Annotated in this window: 17 protein-coding genes; 1 reads left to right on the top strand and 16 read right to left on the bottom strand. The window is 53.3% G+C overall.

Translation table 11 applies throughout. The annotated features are described in order from the left end of the window. Positions 1-20 precede the first annotated feature (20 nt). The 10 genes from M2298_RS10460 to M2298_RS10415 form a co-directional block, all read right to left on the bottom strand. Positions 21-2,429 carry an AAA family ATPase gene (locus tag M2298_RS10460; protein ID WP_280648486.1) on the bottom strand — a complete coding sequence of 803 codons (2,409 nt, stop codon included), beginning with the start codon at positions 2,427-2,429 and terminating at the stop codon, positions 21-23. Between the two features lie 85 nt (positions 2,430-2,514). Beyond that, complete coding sequence (locus tag M2298_RS10455; protein ID WP_280648485.1) at positions 2,515-3,690, bottom strand: MFS transporter; 1,176 nt, start codon at positions 3,688-3,690, stop codon at positions 2,515-2,517. Between the two features lie 77 nt (positions 3,691-3,767). Next, the gene (locus M2298_RS10450) at positions 3,768-4,283 is read right to left on the bottom strand and encodes a MarR family transcriptional regulator (RefSeq protein ID WP_233454132.1); all 516 of its coding nucleotides are present in this window, start codon (positions 4,281-4,283) and stop codon (positions 3,768-3,770) included. A 102-nt stretch (positions 4,284-4,385) separates the two neighbouring features. Beyond that, complete coding sequence (locus M2298_RS10445; protein ID WP_063228527.1) at positions 4,386-4,589, bottom strand: hypothetical protein; 204 nt, start codon at positions 4,587-4,589, stop codon at positions 4,386-4,388. A gap of 53 nt (positions 4,590-4,642) precedes the next feature. Continuing rightward, on the bottom strand, positions 4,643-5,683 hold the full coding sequence (locus M2298_RS10440) for a Gfo/Idh/MocA family protein (RefSeq protein WP_217021249.1): 1,041 nt from the start codon (positions 5,681-5,683) through the stop codon (positions 4,643-4,645). 115 nt (positions 5,684-5,798) lie between these two features. Then, positions 5,799-6,479: a metallophosphoesterase family protein gene (locus M2298_RS10435; protein WP_122965398.1), complete on the bottom strand. Its 681-nt coding sequence runs from the start codon at positions 6,477-6,479 to the stop codon at positions 5,799-5,801. A 155-nt stretch (positions 6,480-6,634) separates the two neighbouring features. Continuing rightward, positions 6,635-7,282 carry a nitroreductase family protein gene (locus tag M2298_RS10430; RefSeq protein ID WP_173596563.1) on the bottom strand — a complete coding sequence of 216 codons (648 nt, stop codon included), beginning with the start codon at positions 7,280-7,282 and terminating at the stop codon, positions 6,635-6,637. 185 nt (positions 7,283-7,467) lie between these two features. Beyond that, positions 7,468-7,794, bottom strand: coding sequence for a hypothetical protein (locus M2298_RS10425; RefSeq protein ID WP_122965396.1), 327 nt, complete (start codon positions 7,792-7,794; stop codon positions 7,468-7,470). A 6-nt stretch (positions 7,795-7,800) separates the two neighbouring features. After that, a complete protein-coding gene (parC, locus tag M2298_RS10420; protein WP_122965395.1) occupies positions 7,801-10,347 on the bottom strand; it encodes a DNA topoisomerase IV subunit A in 2,547 nt (848 codons plus the stop codon). 2 nt (positions 10,348-10,349) lie between these two features. Continuing rightward, complete coding sequence (locus M2298_RS10415; RefSeq protein WP_122965493.1) at positions 10,350-12,320, bottom strand: DNA gyrase/topoisomerase IV subunit B; 1,971 nt, start codon at positions 12,318-12,320, stop codon at positions 10,350-10,352. A gap of 500 nt (positions 12,321-12,820) precedes the next feature. On the opposite strand from M2298_RS10415, the gene M2298_RS10410 reads away from it, so the two are divergent. Then, on the top strand, positions 12,821-13,198 hold the full coding sequence (locus M2298_RS10410) for a YflT domain-containing protein (protein ID WP_122965394.1): 378 nt from the start codon (positions 12,821-12,823) through the stop codon (positions 13,196-13,198). A gap of 88 nt (positions 13,199-13,286) precedes the next feature. On the opposite strand, the gene M2298_RS10405 is transcribed toward M2298_RS10410, so the two are convergent. The 6 genes from M2298_RS10405 to M2298_RS10380 form a co-directional block, all read right to left on the bottom strand. Next, complete coding sequence (locus M2298_RS10405) at positions 13,287-13,592, bottom strand: DUF1292 domain-containing protein (protein ID WP_063228520.1); 306 nt, start codon at positions 13,590-13,592, stop codon at positions 13,287-13,289. An 82-nt stretch (positions 13,593-13,674) separates the two neighbouring features. Further along, positions 13,675-15,108, bottom strand: a complete 1,434-nt coding sequence (locus M2298_RS10400) for an ATP-binding protein (protein ID WP_280648484.1) — start codon at positions 15,106-15,108, stop codon at positions 13,675-13,677. Between the two features lie 189 nt (positions 15,109-15,297). Continuing rightward, a complete protein-coding gene (locus M2298_RS10395; RefSeq protein ID WP_122965392.1) occupies positions 15,298-15,501 on the bottom strand; it encodes a hypothetical protein in 204 nt (67 codons plus the stop codon). A gap of 1 nt (position 15,502) precedes the next feature. Beyond that, positions 15,503-16,369, bottom strand: a complete 867-nt coding sequence (locus M2298_RS10390; protein WP_122965391.1) for an ABC transporter permease — start codon at positions 16,367-16,369, stop codon at positions 15,503-15,505. Next, on the bottom strand, positions 16,366-17,298 hold the full coding sequence (locus M2298_RS10385; protein ID WP_122965390.1) for an ABC transporter ATP-binding protein: 933 nt from the start codon (positions 17,296-17,298) through the stop codon (positions 16,366-16,368). Before M2298_RS10385 ends, M2298_RS10390 begins: the two co-directional genes overlap by 4 nt. Beyond that, positions 17,292-19,523 (bottom strand): hypothetical protein, encoded by a 2,232-nt coding sequence (locus tag M2298_RS10380; RefSeq protein ID WP_280648483.1) that lies wholly within the window; start codon positions 19,521-19,523, stop codon positions 17,292-17,294. Before M2298_RS10380 ends, M2298_RS10385 begins: the two co-directional genes overlap by 7 nt. Between the last annotated feature and the right edge of the window lie 15 nt (positions 19,524-19,538).

Raw genomic sequence — 19,538 nt, 5'->3', positions numbered from 1 at the left:
ACAGATGTGTGGGACAAAACCTAGTCTTTTGTCCCGGTTTCTTCTGATTGCAAGGTCAGAAGCGGTTCGAAGTCGCTCCACGACAGCGTCGCGAGCAACTTTTCATCCCAGGCTTCCCGCGGAATACTCGTGAGTCGCATCGCCTGGTTTTGGATCGCTTCCTGCAAAAGATTGTAGCTCAACCGTCCGTTTCCTTGCAGCATCTGCTTCTGCTCGGCTGTTTCCAGACTTTGCGCAATCGCTGCAACGGCGCTCGCCTCGATCACATAGCCTGCCTGCTGTGCCGCCTGTTGCAAGATGCAGACCAGCTCCGCCACCGAGTAGTCGGCAAAGTGAATGTACTTTTTAAAGCGGGACACAAGCCCGGGATTGCTCAGCAGAAGGCCGCTCATCTCTTGCGGATAGCCCGCCAGCACTACGACGAGGTTTTCCGCGTGCCGCGTCATTTCTTCCACGAGCGTGTGAATCGCTTCCTGACCGAAGTCTTGCTGGCTGCTCCCGAGCAAGGCGTACGCCTCGTCGATAAACAGGACACCGCCCAATGCCTCCCGCACTTTTCTGCGAGTGAGAGCGGCGGTCTGGCCGACGAATCCCGCGACCAAATCGGCTCGGCTCACGGTGACCAGGTGGCCGCGCTTCAAATACCCGACCTCTTGCAAAATTTGCGCGTACAACTGGGCGACGGTCGTTTTGCCCGTACCCGGATTGCCCGTAAATACAGCGTGCAGTTCGATCGCGCTCTTGGGCAAGCCTCTTGCCGAGCGCTCCTGCTGCACCGCGACGTACGCCGCAATTTTTTTCAGCTCGGATTTCACCTGATCGAGTCCGATCAACGCCTGAAGCTTTGCCTCCGCAGGCTTTTCCGCCTGGGGCGCAGCCAGCTCGCGGACATCTTCCGGGCGCAAAATCGTGAAATCGTCCCATTGCAAAGCTTTGCCCGCCGTGGCTCGTCCTTTGGCAAAAATCGCATCCAGGACGAGACTGGTGACCGTTCTGGCGTTGCCGAATGTGTCGTCCACTTGCGCTTTCTCGATTCGCTCGCGCAAGGCCAGCTTGGCGGCATCCGTCAAGGTAAAATCGTTGCGCGCCGCCACCGCATCGGCAATTTGCACCAGCTCGTCCGCCGAGTAATCCGGCAAAACGAAGTGGCCTGTCTGGGGAAAACGGCTGTACAAACCGGGATTGGCGTACAAAAAGTGCCGCATTTCTTCCGGGTAGCCAGCGAGCATGACGACAAAGCGCCCGGCGTACTCCCCACTCGTCATGGCGGCTACCAGCGTGTCGATCGCATTTTGCCCGTAGTCGCTGCCCGAGCTGTCCGGCCGCTTCAAGCTGTATGCTTCATCAATAAACAGGACGCCGCCGTCTGCCTGCTTGATCGCATCCATCACCCGCTGTTCCGTCTGGCCGACATAGCCGCCGACCAGATGGGAGCGATCTACTTCAATCAACTGTCCCTTGGCCAAAAGCCCCAACTCGTGGTACAGGCGGGCAATCAAGCGCGCCAATGTCGTCTTTCCAGTGCCAGGATTGCCCATGAGCACGAGATGCAACGGGAGCTGGTCGTGCATGTGCCAGCCTTTTTGCTCGCGAAGCTGGCGATATTGCAAAAACTGGGCCAACTGGCGCACGCGCTGTTTGATCTCGTCCAGACCGATCAAACTCTCCAACTGCTCCAATGCCGTCCGTTTGTCCTGGTCCTCGCTGGTCGGCCCGTCATGCGCCAGCTCGCTATCTTCCTCTGGCAGCAACTGCTCTTTTTCCTGCGCTTGCTGGTTGAGGGCGCGAATCGTCTCTTGCAGTTGCGTAAGCAGCTCGGCGGAAAAAAAGACGCCGGAAAGCGAGGCTCCATAAGCTTGCACGCGCGCAAGCAGCTCTTCCAGCAGCACCTGTCGCCTGTCGTACAGGGCGACCATCGCTTCCGCCAAAGCCGTCGTCTGCTCGTCTGCGAGCATGTTGGCTACGCGAAGCGCTGCTTTGGCCATCGCCTGCCAGTTGCCGATGTCGTCTTGGGCCTGGAGCGCCTTGTCTACGAGCACTTCCACCGCCCGCCTTTTGGCGACTACATTGTCCGTCTCCCGCAAGGTCGGAAACGCTGTCTCCAGTTCATGACTGCGCAACTGCAGCAAGAAAAGCCGCAGCTGCGCACCGAGCGCATACGGATCGTTCGGTTGCAACGCCAAAGCCCGGTCCAGCCACTCCTGCGCCATGGCTGTTCCGCCTTTTTTCATCATGCGCAAGATTGACAGTCTGGCAAGAACAGCGGCTTCTGCCTGATCGAGCTGCTCTTCGGAATGAATGGTGCGACTTTCTTCTATTTTTTGCAAAAGGGCCAGGCATTCGCCCTCGGTAAACGTTTGAATACATACGGGGTTGTCAAACGCGCGCTCCCTGTCAGGTTGCCGCTCTCGCTCATGTTGTTGCTGCATGTTTTGGTTCCTCCCGCTCTTCTGTGTCAATCTTTGTTGTAGCACATTTACTGGAGGAAGAAAAGGATATCGCCAAAACTCGCTTTTACACGCTTCGGTTTGCCGCTGCTGCGCCGATCTGCTTTTTCGCAAGCAAAGTCACCAGCACGAGCAAAATGCCTGCACCGCCAAATTCGAGGAAAGCACCGCCTGCGCCGTACAAGGCTGCTCCGGCAATCGGCCCAACGGCCATTCCCAAGTAGCGGATCAAATTGTAGACGCCGATTGCCGTTGCCCGTTCCTGTTCATACACTTCCGAAAGCAGAGTCGTATGCACAGGCATCCCGATCCCGAGCGCAAAGGCAAACAACGCGCTGCTTGCCACGAGCAACGGCAGGGACACGTTCGCTGTCACCATGAGGAAAAAGGTAGCCATAGCGTGCATTCCCGCCGTCCAGAGGAGCGCTTTTCGCGATCCCCACCTCTTCTGCAAGCGAATCGCCTGTTTGCTGCTGATCATGAAGACGACAGAGGCGAGCAAATAAAGCAAGCCGATTTTGTCGGCAGACAAGTGATAGTAGCTTGTCAACTGCACAGGGATAAACAGCAAGAAGCAGTAGTACGTAAACATCTGTGAAAAGCCGAGCAAGATCACGGACAAACCAGTCGGTTGCCGGCATACAGCGAGATAGCCGCTCAGTTGAAACCGTCTGGAGCTAGACAGACTGCTTTTCGTTTCCGGCAGCAAAAGTCCGTTTCCAGCGAGCAGCAGCACGGCCGTAGCCGCCAAAAATGCAAACACCGCCGTATGTCCGCCTGCTCCGCCAATCCAACCGCCGAGCAGTGGCCCGATTGCTGGACCGATTGCCAGCATCATTTGATACGTTCCCATGGCACTCGCTCTGTCGCTGCCCTCAAACAGGTCGCCAATCATCGTCGCCGCGACAATCGGAATCGCTGCGAAACCGATCCCTTGCAGCGCCCGAAAGACGAGCAACATATCAATCGAATCTGCCAGATAGCAACCGATGGAAGCGAGCGCGTACAACACGAGCGCCGGAATCAAGATTTTTTTCCGGCCATACTGATCCACGAGCGGGCCATAGACAATTTGCATAACAGCCAGCATGACCGTAAACAGCGAAATCGTCAGGTTGACGAGAAACGCGCTCGTCTGAAACTCTTGTTGCATCGCTGGCAGGATCGGCATGAACAAATTTTGCGCGAACGTACCGAACAAAATGGTGATCCCGAGCAGCATTAATACTTTTTTAGCGTTCATCTTTCAGCTTCACCTCATCATTTTTGTGTCCAAGGAAACAATCTTCCGAAATAATAAGGGAGATGCTCTCTCCCTCGCTAGTCCTCTGTCCAGTTCTTTTGCAGTTGCTCCGTCGCCTCGCCAATAAACCGGGAGACAAAAGCCAACTCTTCCTTGCTGTACCGATCCAAAAAGCGAATCATGTCGTTCTCCAGCTTCGCGTGAAAGCTGTCGTGTATCGAGTTGACCAACTCGCCTACTTTTGTCAGCCGAAAAAAAACTTCTTTTTGGTTGTCTTCCAACTGATAGCGCTCCAGCAAGCCTTTTTTCAACAGCTTCACCGTGATTTTGGATATGGCGCTTTTGGTCACCCCGATTTTTTGGGCAATCGTCGTCACGTTCACCCGTGCGTTGCTGCCGATCTCGGAAATGACGTGCAGTTCGGTTATCGATAGGCTGTCCAAATGCTGGTAATCAGGGATGCTGCTGCGGATTTTCGCAAGCAGTAAGGACTCGCGCCGTTTGCTGCGATCCTCCTGTTTATGTAGCAGAGTCAGCCACTGATTCCAAATTTTCGTTTTCTGATCCAATTCAGCGGTCAGCTCCTTTGTCATGTATTTAGTTTCCCAGGAAACAATATTACTGTATCACGTTCTGCGGCGGCTGACAAGAAAAAACCGCAGTCCGCTGAATAGGCGGCTGCGTTTTGCCCGGTTTTACCCTTTTACATTGCCCAGCTCCACGTCTGCGGCAAAATGCGCCTGGGCAGACTCCAGCACTTCGCCTTCCGAACCTGCCGAGATTTTATAGTTTGCGACTACATTTTTGCCATTGCGCACTTGAACGTTGTACTGGGAATCCCCATCATACGTGCATTCGCACTGATAATGCTTGCCATTGACCTGAATGTTTCCTTCCATGTGATCACACCTCCCCTTCTAGTGTGACCAGTCATGTGTGCTCTCATTCCCTGTCACGTCTCCAAGCGGACACTTCTCCCCGTGGCAGCCGACTCCATCGCCGCCTCGACAATGCGCAGCGCAGCCAATCCGTCCTCGCCTGTGGCGATCGGCGCTTGTCCCGTGCGGATGGCTTCGACAAAAGCATCGATCACGCCGCTCGCCGTCTGGTTGTCGTTTGTTTGCATCGCCCCGAGCTGATAGAGCACTCGCTGTCCATCCGCCTTGATGATCTCCAAGTCTTTTTCTGGCTCGGCAAAAATTTTCATGATGCCCCGCTCGCCGTACAAGATCGTGCTGTTGTCTTCATCGCCATAATAGCTCCAGCTAAAAGATGCCGTCCCGATCGCACCCGATTTGGTTCTGAGCAGGCACGACATATGATCGCAAACCTCGATCGGCTGTCCGTGTTCATCCTTTTTGTCCAAAACGCCGGAAAAAGCGCTAATCTCCGCAATCTCGTCCTGGAGCAAATACCGGAGCAGATCGACTTTATGGATGCCCAAATCACCTGCAACGCCAAACGCGGAGCGGGCTTTTTTGAAAAACCACGTTCCGTTTGTCCCGTTGGCGCTCCAATGTTCAGGGCCTTGATGACCAAAGCTTGTTTTGAACGACAAAATGTTTCCCAACTCCCCGGCTTCAATCAGCTGCCGCGCTTTGGCATGCGCACTGACCAGACGCTGGTTGTGGTCAATCATCAACACTTTGCCCGACTTGTTCGCTGCTGCGAGTATTTGCTTGGCTCCTGCGATTGTCGTCGCAATCGGCTTTTCACACAGCACATGCTTGCCCGCCAAAAGCGCCTGCGTCGTAATCAGATGGTGCATTTCGTTGGTTGAACAATCACTGATCGCGTCGATTTCAGGATGTCGTACGACTTCTTCCCAGCTTTCTGCTACTTGCCCGCCGTATTTGTCTGCCAGCTTCCTCGCCCGGTCTGGATTCGGATCGTAGACAAGCAAAATGTCCGTGTAAGGATTTTGCCGATATTCGGGAGCATGGCGGTGATTGGCAATGGAACCGCAACCGATAATGCCGACTTTTAAGGTCAAATGTGTATTCTCCCTTCGTAGTTATCTTAATATTCTCATTATACAGACGATCGCAAACAAAGAAAAGACGGCCCCTGGTCTTGTCCCTGACAGGTATGCCGTCTCTTTTTCTTGACTACTCGACCGAGTACACCTTGCGACTCGGCAGCTCCAGGCAATGCAAGCGCCCGCCAAAAACAGCGCCGCCATCAATCCCGATGATGTTGTTGTCCCCGAAGTAAACATCGTGTTTTCCGTGCAAATTTTCCGTCGGGGTATGCCCGAATACAACCGTCTTTTCCCCGCGATAGCCTTTGTGGAACTCATCGCGAATCCACATCAGCTTGTACGGGTCTGTTTCCGCCACCGGAGTCTCGGGATGCACGCCTCCGTGGACGAAAATATAATCGTCTGTCTCAAAAAAGCAGCGCAGTCCTCCGAGAAAATCGAGGTGCTCCTGCACTTCTGGCGTCACTTCCAACGCTTCTGGTGCGCCAGACTCAGTAGCAGCGCCTGCGTGACCGTAGCTCGCCAGCGTAGCTTGAGCGCCATTGCGGAACCAACGTTCGATAAAAACAGGGTCTTGCTCAAACGATTTCACCATCATATGGTCATGGTTGCCCATCAGGACAACTGCTCCTTGTTCGTGAAGCTGTTTCACTTTTGCGACCACTTCTCGCGATTTGGGGCCGCGATCCACGTAATCCCCGAGCAAAATCAGCTGATCGTTTTGCGCATCGTAATTCACAAGCTCCATCAGCGACTCCAGCTTGTCCAGTTCCCCATGTATATCGCTGATTGCCAAAATCCGTTTCATGCTAACCCTTCTTTCTTCTGTCTGTAAGGTTGTTGCTCGTCCTGTTTCATTGTACGCCCCCTCCTGCCCGATTTCTACCCCGACAGGAAGATTGCCTGATCAAAAAACAAACAGTCACGGTTCATAGACCAGTGACTGTCGTACCACACACTTGCTTATTTACTTGGCATCTCATTCCAGAACGTAATGGCATCTACGTCTAGCCGGGTAGTCGGATGTCCAGGCTGTGCCGCTTTTCCTACGGCGATCAGCATGACCGTTTCGTAGCGATCCGAGATTTGGAACGCCTCTTTGAACAATTCGTCGTTGTATCCACCCATCGGAACGGTGTCATACCCGCGAGCTTTGGCAACGAGCATGAATTGCATCGCGACCAGTCCGCCATCTACAAGCGCAATTTCTTTCAGCACGCTGCGCTCGCGGTTTTCGTAACGGCGGTTGATGTTGGCGATCATGGTTGCTTTCGCTTCTTCTGTCATGTAGCCGGCGTCGATTGCTTTCTGGTAAATTTGCTCCGCCTGCTTGTAGCCCTCGTAGTCGCCAAGTACGGCGATCACTGCGGCAGCTTCGACAACCTGCTTTTGATTGAAGGCAATCGGGAGCAGCTTTTCTTTCAGCTCCTGCTCGTCGATGATCAGAAAACGCCAAGGTTGAAGATTCGAGCTGGATGGCGCCAATGTCGCTTCGGCCAGCATCTCTTTCAACTCGTCGCGGGAAATTTTGACGGATGCGTCGTAATGACGTACTGATCTGCGTTCGCGAATGACATCCGCAAAAGCTTTTTGGTTCATCGTTTGTTCCATCTGCTTGCTCCTCCAATCAGTAAGTAACTAACATTTTGAAACAAAAAGAAACGTGCTCAAACTGTACCATACATGCCAAGTTTTTGGCAATCCTTGCAACTGTAAAAAACGCTTTGGCACTGCCCTTCCCCTGCACGGGTGCATGAGCATGTGCCAAAGCGTCCTTTAAAGCCATCCTGATTCGGTTAAACCGGAGAAAACGCGGACAAAACCGCAGGCTGCTTCACGGTTTCGCCAGTAGGCAATTCAACGATAAGAGCTCCAGCGTCCGCATCCTCGCCCGCTTCCCAGCGGAGAGCAAACGGCTTGCGCGAAAAAGCATCGTCCTCATCCAAACTCGCCAGCATCTGCCGCAGTGTATCTGCCGTAACGGGCACTGGCACGCTCGGCCCTTCCTCTTGCGGAAGGGAAAGCAGCTTGGGCGCTTCTTCAAAATACTGAACCGTGTCGAGCAGAAGAGAGACTTGCTGCCAGCTCAACGGTGATACAAACGATTCAAACGGAGTTGCCATTTTCCATCATTCCTTCTCTTCGCCAAGATCGAACAAACTGACAGGAGCACCTGTCGCCTTTTGCTGCGAGCTTGCGGATTCTCCCTCTCCAGAGCCTTTTGCGGTCGGCTCCTCTTTTGGTTCATCAGTTGGCAAAACGGTTTCAAAGACAACCGCTTTGACGCCGCCTTCCACGACGACGCGGCCAATTCCGCCCTGCTCGTTCACGATCACCTGGCTCGCGTCCACTGGCACCCACTCGTTTTGCGCCGTCCAGGCGTACACGGTTTCCTCCAGGTAAATCGCCGTCAGCTGGTGCGGATGGTTTTTGCGCTTGCGAATCAACTGCACGCCTTTGCCAGCACGTCCTTGCAGCGGCATGGCGGCAATCGCTGTGCGCTTCACTACGCCTTCCTCTGTCAACAGCGTAAACGCTCGGCTGTCTTCCAGCTCAGTCGGCAGCATCGTCACGACTTCATCTCCCGCTGCGAGTGTAATCGCTTTTACGCCGCTGGAAGCGCGACCTGTCGCCCCGACTTCTGCCTGCAAGAAGCGAATCCCCATCCCGTCGCGGGTTGCCCCCAAAATCCCGCCAGCTTCCGCCGTTACGAATACATGGACAAATTCGTCATCTTCTGATTTCAGCTTGGCAGCCACGAGTGCGCTCGAACGATTGGTTTCATATTCGGACAGCGCGGTCTTTTTGATCAAGCCGTTTTTGCTGACATGGTACACAAACAACGGCTGCTTGAAGTTCTCGACGATGGTGAATCCGACGATCCGCTGATTTTTTTCCAGCGGGATGACGTTGACCAGCGCAGAACCGATATCTTTCCACTTGTCGTCCGGGAAAGCATTGACGAGTGTGGCGAAATACTTGCCGTCCTGCGTGAAAAACAGGGCCGTATGGGACGTGTTCGTCTCCACGAAGTAGCGAACCTTATCCCCGTCCTTCACTCCGCACGTCTCCAGGGTTCCCCCGACCGACTTGAAGGAACGCGGGCTTGTCCGCTTGATGTACCCTTCGTTCGTGAGGGTGACGATGCAATCTTCTGCATTGATCTGCATGGCGATATCGATTTTGATTTCCTCGATTTCGCCCTGGATTTCCGTCAGGCGCTCTTCCGCGTACTTTTTCTTGATCTCGTTCAACTCGCCTGTAATGACCTGAATCAGCCTTTTCTCGCTGGCAAGAATCGCTTTCAGCTCCTCGATTTCTTTCGCCAGGGTTGCCAGCTCTTTTTCCAGCTTGACGATATCGAGGCGGGTCAAGGAAGCGAGCTGGATGCTCAGGATCGCGTCTGCCTGCTCATCCGAGAAGCCGTACTTCTCCATGATGTTTTTCTTGGCGTCGGCACGGTCTTCGGAATCCATGATCGTGTCGACGATCTCGCGCAAAATCGACTTGGCGCGAATCAGCCCTTGCACGATATGCTCGCGCTTCGACTTGCGCTCCAAATCGTACTCGCAGCGCTTTGTCACGACTTCCTTCTGGTGATCGACGTACGCCTTGAGCAGTCCTTTGAGTCCCATCTGGTGGATGGTTCCCTCGTGAATCACGTTCATGTTGTAGTTGTAGTAAATTTGCAGGTCGGTATTTTTGTACAAGTAATTCAAAATCGCCTGCTCGTCTGCTTCCTTGCGAATGTCGACGACGATGCGGACTTTGTTCATCTCCGCTTCTTTGCGCCCCGTCTCATCGCGGACAGCCAGCGCGCCCTCGATTTTGCGGTCCATGACCAGCTCGTCAATTTGCCCGACCAGCTTGGACTTGACCACCTCGTAAGGAATTTCCGAGACGACGATTTTCTTCACCTTGCCGCCTTTTGGCTCCTCCACATGCGTCTTGGCACGGATGATGAATTGGCCGCGGCCTGTTTCAAACGCCTTGCGGATTCCCGACAGACCTTGCACGATGCCTCCCGTCGGAAAATCCGGCCCTTTGACGTGCTTCATCAGCTCGTCGAGCGAGATGTCCGGATTTTTCATCTGGGCAATCGCCGCGTCGATCACTTCTCCCAGATTGTGGGTCGGAATGTCCGTGGCAAAGCCGACAGCAATCCCGGAAGCGCCGTTCACCAAAAGGTTGGGAAAACGCGAAGGCAATACAGCCGGCTGCTGTGCCGAGTTGTCGTAGTTCGGGATGAAGGTGACAGTATCTTTTTCAATATCGCGCAAAAGCTCGTTGGCGAGTGCGGACAAGCGGGACTCCGTGTAACGCATCGCTGCTGGCGGGTCGGCGTCCAGACTGCCGAAGTTCCCGTGTCCCTGAATGAGCACCTGACGCATTTTCCACCATTGGGCCATGCGCACCATCGTCTCGTAAATCGCCGAGTCGCCGTGCGGGTGATATGTACCCATCACGTACCCGACTGTTTTCGCCGATTTCCGGTACGGCTTGTCATTCGTATTGCCCTCTTGGTACATCGCGTACAAAATCCGGCGCTGTACAGGCTTCAGACCGTCGCGGGCGTCCGGGATCGCGCGGGAGAGAATGACCAGGTTGGCATAGTCTCCGAACCGCTTCCCCATGATCTCCGCGAAGCTCTGGTTAATGATCTGATTGGACAACATGTTTATTCATCCTCTCCCACTTCAAAGGTAACGTGGTTCTCGATCCACTCGCGACGAGGCGGAACTTTGTCTCCCATCAGCACCGTCACGAGTTTTTCACAGTGAGCGAGGTCTTCAAGCTCGACTTTGATGAGTTTGCGCGTTTCCGGGTCCATTGTCGTTTCCCACAGCTGATCGGCGTTCATCTCACCCAAGCCTTTGTATCGTTGTACTTCTGCACCTCGTCCTACCCGCTTGAGCGCCTGCTCCAGCTCCTGATCGCTCCAACAGTAGATCGCTTCCGTCTGCTTGCCTTTCACCTGTTTTTTCACCTGGTAAAGCGGCGGCTGGGCGATGTACAAGTGGCCTGCTGCGATCATCGGACGCATGTAGCGGAAAAAGAAGGTGAGGAGCAGCGTCTGGATGTGGGAGCCGTCGACGTCCGCGTCTGACATGATGATGACTTTGTCAAAAGCGCAGTTTTCGATGTCAAACTCTTCCCCGATATCCGTCTCCAGTACCTCCAAAATCGTCCGAAATTCCTCGTTTGCCAACACTTCGGACAGCTTGGCCTTTTCCGTGTTCAACGGTTTTCCCCGCAAGGAGAACAGCGCCTGAAACTCGGAATTGCGCGCTTGCTTGGCCGAGCCGCCTGCGGAGTCACCCTCGACGAGGAACAGCTCGTTGCGTTTGGAATCGCGGTATTGCGGAGGAGTGAATTTTTCCGAGATCGATTTGCGTTTTTTCGCCGTCTTGCCTTTCTTGTCCCCGCGCAAAGCTTCGCGCTGTTTGCGCAGCTCCTCGCGAATTTCGGCAGACCGCACTGCCTTGTCGATCAAAAGCTTGCCTATTTCCGGATTTTCCTCGAGGAAGAAGCCCAGCTTTTCTGAGACAATTTGTTCGACGATTGCCCGCGCTTCTTCGTTCCCCAGCTTGTCCTTGGTTTGGGACTCGAACTGGACATCAGCCATTTGCAATGACAGCACTCCGAGGAAACCTTCCCGCAAATCGTTTCCCGTCAGATTGGGATCTTTGTCCTTCAAGTACCCTTTTTTCCGCGCAAACTCGTTGAAAATCCGGGTCGTTCCGTTGCGGAAGCCCGTGACGTGCGTACCGCCGTCTGTCGTGACAATCGAGTTGACGTACGATACGAGCGTCTCTGCATAACCGTCGTTGTATTGAAACGCCAGCTCGACGTAGACGTTGTCTTTTTCTCCCTCGAAATAAACGATGGGGTGCAGCGTGTTTTTGCCCTCATTCAAATAAGAGACGTACGATTTCAAGCCATCCTCGAAGTAAAACTCTTCGCGTTTTTTCTCCGGTCCGCGCTCGTCGATCAAGACCATGCGCAGCTTTTTCAACAGAAAGGCGGTCTCCCGGAAACGGTCGCGAATCGTCTCGTAATCAAAACGCGCGCTGCCAAATACGGCTTCGTCCGGCAAAAAGCGCACAGTCGTTCCCGTTCTTCTCGTCGTACCTGTCACTTCCAGATCGGTAACCGGCTTGCCGACATGCTCGACGCCTTTTTCATCGACCACGTAAGCGAAGCGTTGCTTGTGCACTTTGCCTTCCCGGTGGATTTCCACCTCAAGCCATTTGGACAAGGCGACCACGACGCTGGAGCCTACCCCGTGCAAGCCGCCGCTTTTTTTATATCCGCCGCCGCCGAATTTCCCTCCGGCGTGGAGTGTCGTAAAAATGACTTCGGGAACAGGCCGTCCCGTTTTATGCATCCCGGTCGGAATCCCCCGGCCGTGGTCTTCTACGCTGACGCTGCCGTCCTTGTACAAAGTAACGATGATCGTATCATTGACGCCAGCCAACGCCTCGTCCTTGGCATTGTCGACGATTTCCCACAGGAGATGGTGCAAACCTCTGCTTCCGGTAGAGCCTATGTACATCCCAGGACGTTTACGGACGGCGATCAGGCCCTCCAGTACCTGGATATCTTCCTCGGTATAGGTCAGTGTATGTAGTGTGTCTGTTTCCTTCAATCGCGCTCTCCCCTCTACTAATTCGAAAAGCGTCCAAAACTTGCTGGCGTTTTGGTAACCGCGCAGGTCATCGCCTGTTTTTCGCAAAAACCCCTTGCGATCCACCTAGGGAATTTTTCACAGAAAAAAGCGAACACTTAATCGCTATTGTACCGTATGCTTCCCATAGTATTCAACGCCAGTCACAAAATGGGGCAAAAAAACCACCCCGCCCTAGCGAGATGGCCGATCACGCACCGCATTCACTCCAGCATATGACGCTTCTTCATTAGTGTAGCATTTGCAACAAAGCAAGGTCAAAGCGAAGCAACCTTGCTTGCTCTTACTTATTTTCTTGGTTGTTTTGGAAAAACCCTTCTCTTCTGCCGGAAATTATTCCCGCTGTGCTTTTTTTCGCATCAAGTGTGGCCTGCGGCGAACTATTTTCCATTCATCATGAACGCTCCGGCGGGCATCCTAGTAAGGCATCGATTCCTGAGCCGACATAGGGGGGAACAACTTTGATCAGTGCTACCAAGCCATTTGTGAAGTTTCATCGCTACGATCAGGAGCTGGTTTCAGATATCCAGGCGCTGAATTCGTCCGGCTATCATAAGGATGACATCTGGGTGCTGAAATGGAATCCCGATAAAAACCACTCGAACCAGCGCAACAATTTTTATAAATACAGCACCCACTTCGAGAGTGCCGTAGGAGACATCGACAGCAAAGCCCACTTTTTTGACAATGGCGGCGAGGAACTGCGCACCCGTCTGGAAAAGCTCGGGCTGACCAAAGACGAATGCTCCGCGCTGGTCAGAGAACTGCAAGAAACGGATTACACCTGCCTGTTGGTCGTGCGCGATCTCAAAGACAATATTATTCAAATGAAAAACTGAGACGTCAAAAAGCCACTGCTTGGTCATTGACACCAGCAGTGGCTTCTTCATGCGTACGAGTGCCGCTTGCTTCCTGGGGGCAACCCGATTATTCGCCTTTGTCGATCAGTTCAATGCCTTCCAGAACCTCGTTCAGCTTCGCGTAAACAACGCCTTCCTCGTCTTCTTCCAGCGGAACCATTTCGCCGCCGTCAACTTGGAATACGAAGATGTCTACTTCTTCATCGAGGTCTTCTTCTGCCTCTTCATCTTCGATTGCTTCCGTCAAGGCAATATATTCTTTACCGTTCAGGTCAAACATCGCGATTACTTCAAAATCACCCAACGGTTCACCGTTTTCATCGTCCAGCGTAATGATATCGCCCAATTCGAGGTCTTTGTTATCTTCTGTCAATGCGTTCACGTCCTTATGCTGATATTGGTTCTCTACACCATCATACCGTTTTTTTCCGGCAGAAGCAAACGGGCAAATGGCGCTATCCGATCGGCAATCTGATTTCAAAGGTCGTGCCTGTCCCTTCACCGCTACGCACGCTAATCGTCCCGCCGTGATTGGCGATAATTTTGTAGCTGACCATCGAGCCGAGGCCCGTCCCGTTCGGCTTCGTCGTGAAAAATGGCTCGCCGAGCTTCGCCAGTTGTTCCTGGGAAATCCCGCAGCCCTGATCGGAAAAGGCGATGACCATCGTCTCCCCTTCCACAGCCGCCGTCACCTTCACTTCCCCGCCGTTCGGCATCGCTTCCACCGCATTTTTCAGCAGATTGAGAAAAACTTGCTTCAGCTGGTTTTCCTCGCAGACAATCGACGGCAGGTTTTCGGCGTAGCTTGTGATGATTTGGACATTGTGCATAATCGCATGTGTGTCCGCGATCATGACGATCTGCTCCAGAAGCGGGCGCATTTCCCGCTTGCGCTGGAGGATAACCTGCGGCTTGGCCAGCACGAGAAACTCGCTGATAATAAACTCGATCCGATCCAGTTCGGACAGCATGATGCCAAAATATTCGTCCTTGCCCTCCGGGTACGCTCGCAGCAGTTGGACAAACCCTTTCAAAGACGTCAGAGGATTGCGAATTTCGTGAGCAACGCCTGCCGCCATCTGGCCGATCACCGACAACAATTCCGATTTGCGCACAAGCTCCTCCGCTTGCTTGCGCTGGGTTATATCCTGCAAAATGCCGATGACCGCCGGTTTGCCTCTGTACATGCTCGTTTTTTGCAAAACTTCGACATCGATCCTGCTGCCGTTTTTACATAGCCCGCGAAACTGATAGTGGATATTGGAACGATCGCCGTTCAATCTTCGCTCCTGATGTCCGTGAATGATCCCGCGCTCTTCCTCGATGACCAGATCAGAGGCGGTCATTCTCACAAGCTCTTCCTGGCTGTATCCAAAAATGTCCCCCAACCGCGGATTGACGTAAACAAACCCTGGCTCCTCGACATATGCGATGTAAACGCCGATCAAAGTGTCCTCGACCAGACTGCGGTACAGCTCCTCTGCCTCTTGCATCTGCTGTTTCATCAGCTTGTATTCAGTAATATCCGTAGCTGAACCGATGATTTCCGTAACGACGCCGTCATGGCTGATCGGGGTTAATACCGAGGCAAAATACCGTTCGCCCAGAACGAGTTCATACTCTACAGTCTGCCCGGCAACGGCTACCTGGTAGTAAGGCAGGATATACTCTACATCGGTTTTGCGAAAAATATCCTCCATGCGCATGCCTTTCAATGCATCCGTGTGAATCCCGTACTCATGCGCAAGCTTCCCTTCCGACAGCTCCAAGATAAACTCGTCCTGTTCATTCCGAATGAATTTGAAAATATGGTTATGTACGTTTTGGATAATATGGAGCCATTCATTTTTAGGTGAAGCAGCTCCAGCTTCGACGCCTTGTGCACGCAACGAGCATTCACCTCTTCGGTCGTAAGGATATGGACAAATTCACCACAGAAGTCGCATTTCCTCTTTTTTCCGTCTAACCATCCATAAGCATTCGCGTATACGCCATGAAGCACTGACCGCATCTGCCTTTTCCATGCATACGTCTTTTGACAAAAAAACAACCTACCGAAAAGGGCAGGTTGTCCGTTTTTACTCGCTATACTCTTGCAGCACGCCTTTTTCCAGCAGAAACGCTTCTTCTGCTTGCAAAATCGTGATGATCGCTTCCCGCTGCACGTACATGCCGGCAGATGCGAGACGACTTTCAATCGATCTGAGCATTTCTTCAAAATCGATGATTTGCACTTCTTCCTGTTTGCTCACAAAACATACCTCCTTTTCCAACACATCCATCTCATTTTACACGACCAGACGCTTTCTTCCAACTCCACCATCTGCGGCGGATCGGTTTCAGCAAATAAGCGCTCCAAACTACGAGGAGCAAGCCTAGCACCACATACGTGCAGGAGAAAAACAGCCACGGTGAAAACGCCAGCTGCTCGGAATGATCCAACGACTCTCCCAAAATGCCGAACAGGACAATCACTGGGTTCATCCCCGCCAGCACTTGCAGCTCGGGCAAATTCCAGACTCCTTGGTCCGGGTACATGTCCGGATAGCTTTGCTGCAGCCATTCCCCGATGAAAAAGAACAACAGCCCGGTTCCGACGACGAAAAAGAACGCGATTCCGTACGCTGTAATGGTGCTGATCGAGGTGCGCTTGATCCAGGTAGAGCAAAACAGTCCAAGCGAGCCCAAAAAGAAAATATTGACCGCCAAAAACAGGATCAGCTGGGCCAGTTGTTCCGGCGACACGCTGCCGTACAGCATGACGATACTGTATAGCGGCATCGAGGCGACGATCAGCAGTGTCGAAAACGCAAGCGATGTGATCAGCTTGCTCCAGACGATCGTAGTCGGCGACAACTGTGTCGTCAGCAAAATGTGCAGCGTCTGCCGTTCACGCTCCCCGCTGATGGCGCCTGCGGTCAATGCCGGAGCCACAAAGCAGACCATCGCATAATGAATCGCTGCGGAAATAAGAAACAGATTGCGGTTCTCGCCCAACGCCTCGGCCTTCAGCGTATCCGTCAGCAAAAAACCGAGCGGAATGCCGCCCATGATCAGCAAATAAATGGCAAGGATGCACACCGTTTTGCGCGAGCGAAATCTTTCTCTCATCTCTTTGACGAGAATCGGATTGAAAAGGAAGCCGTTCATTCCATACCGACTCCTTCCGTAATCGCCAAGAAAACATCTTCCAAATTTTTCTTCGCGTCCCCATAGTAGACGACAGCCACTTGCTCATCCATCAGCTCTTGCAGCAACTCTGCTTTTTCTTGCTCGGTGCCTTGAAAATAAAAGCGGAAGCCGCCCATGTATTCCTCAAGATGGTTGACGAGCGGCGAGCTTTCGAGCAACAGCGCTGCCTTGTCCAGATTGCGCAGCGCCCGCAGCTGCATGACGCTGCCACCCGTCTCGCGATTGCTCACTTCGTGGACGGAGCCGCAGGCGATCAGCTTGCCGTGTTCGATCACTCCGATATCATCGCACAGCTCAGCCAGCTCCGGCAGGATGTGCGAGCTGATCAAAATCGTCTTGCCCATCTCCCGCAGCTGCTTGATGATTTCCCGCAGCTCGATGCGTGCGCGCGGGTCCAGACCGGAAGCAGGCTCATCCAGAATCAGGACAGCCGGATCGTGCACGAGACACCTCGCCAGACCGAGCCTTTGCTGCATTCCGCGCGACAAAGAATCGACAAAAGCATCCGCTTTCGGCGACAGGTTGACCAGCTCCAGCAAATCGGCGACCAGGGATCGCCTGTTTCGGGCAGGGATTTTAAAAGCGCCTGCGTAAAACTCCAAATACTCGACTGCCGTCAAATTGTCGTACACGCCAAAGAAATCGGGCATGTATCCTATCGACTGGCGGACGCTGGCCGGATCTTTGCGGACGTTGTAGCCGCACACATACGCCTCCCCTTCGCTCTGTTCAAGCAAAGTAGACAAAATCATCATCGTTGTCGATTTGCCCGCGCCATTCGGACCGATGAATCCGAATACTTTTCCCGGTTCGATGGCCAAATTCAAGTCTGACAAGGCTTGCAGGGTTCCGTAGCGCTTCCCAAGATGCACGGTTTCAATTACCATTTTCTCACCCCTTCAACCTGGAAGAATGGCACAGGCAGCGACAAGCGCGACGGTCCGTCATTGGAAAAGCGCAGCAGCAGCGTATGATTCACGGTCAACGCATCCTGAAGCTCCCGATCCAGCACGAGCTTTGTTCCCCGGTCAACCAGGCGCCATTTCCCGCTTTTCTGCTGGAAATACTCCACCCGGAACGGACGGTAGGAACTGTGATCAAGCGGAACAAGCAAACGCTTCAGGTCCAAATTCGTCATGTCGGTGCGCAGTTCAAAAGTGATGCTGCCTTTTCCAAGCTGCCACAAATAGCCATTGATTGAATCGTAGTCTCCCGTCGTTTCCAGCAGATCGACGTTCAAAAGCCCGTAAGGCATTACCACATTCCCGTTTTCTTGCGGCTTTAGCTGTACCGTCTGGTTGACGACATTCCAGTAGTACGACTGATGCGGCTCCTGCATTTTCATCAGCGGAATCGGGTCTGTCGTGATCCCGATCAAGCGAACCTGACCGCCCTGTCCATACCCGATGACGTTCTCTTGCATCTCTTTTCGTCTCTTTTCAGGCGAATCCGCTTCTTCTTGAAGTTGATCGCGCGGCATAAACAAGGTTTCCACCGCTCCGTCAATCTGTTTTTCTTCGCCTTTTTTCAATGCTCCGATCGGAATCCGCTGCAAGCCGACTTCGATGTACGCCTGCTCGTAGGAGTAAAGCGTATTGTTCTTCACTTGCCCGACAATCCGGTTCTCCTCCACATGCACGTTCACGTCAAAAGCTCCGATCTCTCGCAGCACCCCAAACCCGGTCGCCTGTTTAGGAGTCAGGTACGGAAGGTTGCGGTAAGACAACAGGCGCGAGCCATCTGTCAGCCCTTCCGGCTCGTAATCCCTGCGGCCCTGAGTCAAAGGCACAGCCACGATGGAAGGCTCCACAATCACGTCGTAGCCATCCTTGTCGACGGACAAAAAGGTTGCGGCCGTTCGGGCCCTGGCCAAATGTTCGTCCAAAATGTTGATTTCCGAAACCGTATAGCTGGCGTTCGTTTTCACCACCAGCGGTTTTCCAAACGCGAAAATACCGATAGTCAACAAGACGGCAACCCCTGGGATGATTCCCCACGCCCACTCCCGTCTGCCGATTCTTTTCAGCACGATGTAAGCCAAGGGGGCAACCAGCAGCACGTATCCGCCCCACAGGACGACCATCCAAACAGGCGTCGGAGTCTGTACATCGGGGATTTTCTTGCTCAACTCCAAAAAAGGCCGCGACATTTGATCCAGGTAGCGCTTGTTTTCCAAAATGGTCGTCGCGCCCTGCTGCACCATGACATTTTGCCAGAGCGGCAAGTTGTGCTGCCAGGAAGCAAGCGGCTCCAAAGTCACATCGTAGTTGACGAACAACAGCAGTCCTTTTCCGCTGGGCTTGGCAACAAACAGCGGAAAATCTTTGTTGTAAACAGGGATATTCCCGGGTGGAGCAGGCTTGTCGTCCATGTATATCCGCAGCGCATCCGCTATGTTCACGCTTCCCTTGTTCCCCGGCGGGATCGGCAAAATGTCTGCGAACCTTTGCACCAGCCCATCCTGCTCGGGACCTGCGGACAAGATGACGACACCGCCGAGCTTGATCCATTCCTTAATCGCGTTCAGCTGTGTATCGTTAATCGGCGTCTCCTGCTTCCCGCCGATCGCCAGCACATCAAGGCTCTCCAACATCCACGACTGATCAGGCAGTATGTCGGGAGATACCGTTTGGACGGAGATCGACCGATTTTGCTTCGTCTGGGAAGCATTTACCGCCAGAAAATGAAACGCGTTGCCTCCCTCGTTCACGACGCCGATCGTCTGGCCGTCCTTTGGGTAGGGGAGGCGCAATTTTTCTGATTTGATCACCTGTCCATTTTGTGTCACCTGGATGTACCAGTCATCGAGCAACAGTTGCACAGGCAAATCAAAAAACAGAGTAGTGCTTTTGCCTTTTTCCAACTTCACAGGCTGGCGCAAGTTCGTTTGACGCTGATTTTTTGCCAAAGGGTTTCTCGACAGTTCCACGAAGCCCGCAACATCTTTTTCCTGACTGGAAATCGTCACGCCGACCCGCGCCCATGATTCATACTTGATCAAGCCGCTCATCGGCATGTTTATTTCTATATCCACGTTGTTCTCTGCCGACGCTGGCTGTCCCAAAAAACAGACCCATGCCACGACAAAGGCCAACATCCAGCTCCTTCTCATGCTTGTTCCTCCGCT

Origin of the sequence: Brevibacillus sp. 1238, assembly GCF_029892995.1 — a bacterium.
GTDB lineage: Bacteria > Bacillota > Bacilli > Brevibacillales > Brevibacillaceae > Brevibacillus > Brevibacillus parabrevis.
This window is presented reverse-complemented; position numbering and strand designations above follow the sequence as displayed.

Coding starts and splice junctions, on each gene's coding strand:
- M2298_RS10450 (WP_233454132.1), bottom strand. CDS start 4,283: ATGACAAAGGAGCTGACCGCTGAATTGGATCAGAAAACGAAAATTTGG.
- M2298_RS10430 (WP_173596563.1), bottom strand. CDS start 7,282: ATGGAACAAACGATGAACCAAAAAGCTTTTGCGGATGTCATTCGCGAA.
- M2298_RS10390 (WP_122965391.1), bottom strand. CDS start 16,369: ATGAACGGCTTCCTTTTCAATCCGATTCTCGTCAAAGAGATGAGAGAA.
- M2298_RS10385 (WP_122965390.1), bottom strand. CDS start 17,298: ATGGTAATTGAAACCGTGCATCTTGGGAAGCGCTACGGAACCCTGCAA.
- M2298_RS10435 (WP_122965398.1), bottom strand. CDS start 6,479: ATGAAACGGATTTTGGCAATCAGCGATATACATGGGGAACTGGACAAG.
- M2298_RS10445 (WP_063228527.1), bottom strand. CDS start 4,589: ATGGAAGGAAACATTCAGGTCAATGGCAAGCATTATCAGTGCGAATGC.
- M2298_RS10425 (WP_122965396.1), bottom strand. CDS start 7,794: ATGGCAACTCCGTTTGAATCGTTTGTATCACCGTTGAGCTGGCAGCAA.
- M2298_RS10395 (WP_122965392.1), bottom strand. CDS start 15,501: ATGGATGTGTTGGAAAAGGAGGTATGTTTTGTGAGCAAACAGGAAGAA.
- M2298_RS10460 (WP_280648486.1), bottom strand. CDS start 2,429: ATGCAGCAACAACATGAGCGAGAGCGGCAACCTGACAGGGAGCGCGCG.
- M2298_RS10380 (WP_280648483.1), bottom strand. CDS start 19,523: ATGAGAAGGAGCTGGATGTTGGCCTTTGTCGTGGCATGGGTCTGTTTT.
- parC (WP_122965395.1), bottom strand. CDS start 10,347: ATGTTGTCCAATCAGATCATTAACCAGAGCTTCGCGGAGATCATGGGG.
- M2298_RS10455 (WP_280648485.1), bottom strand. CDS start 3,690: ATGAACGCTAAAAAAGTATTAATGCTGCTCGGGATCACCATTTTGTTC.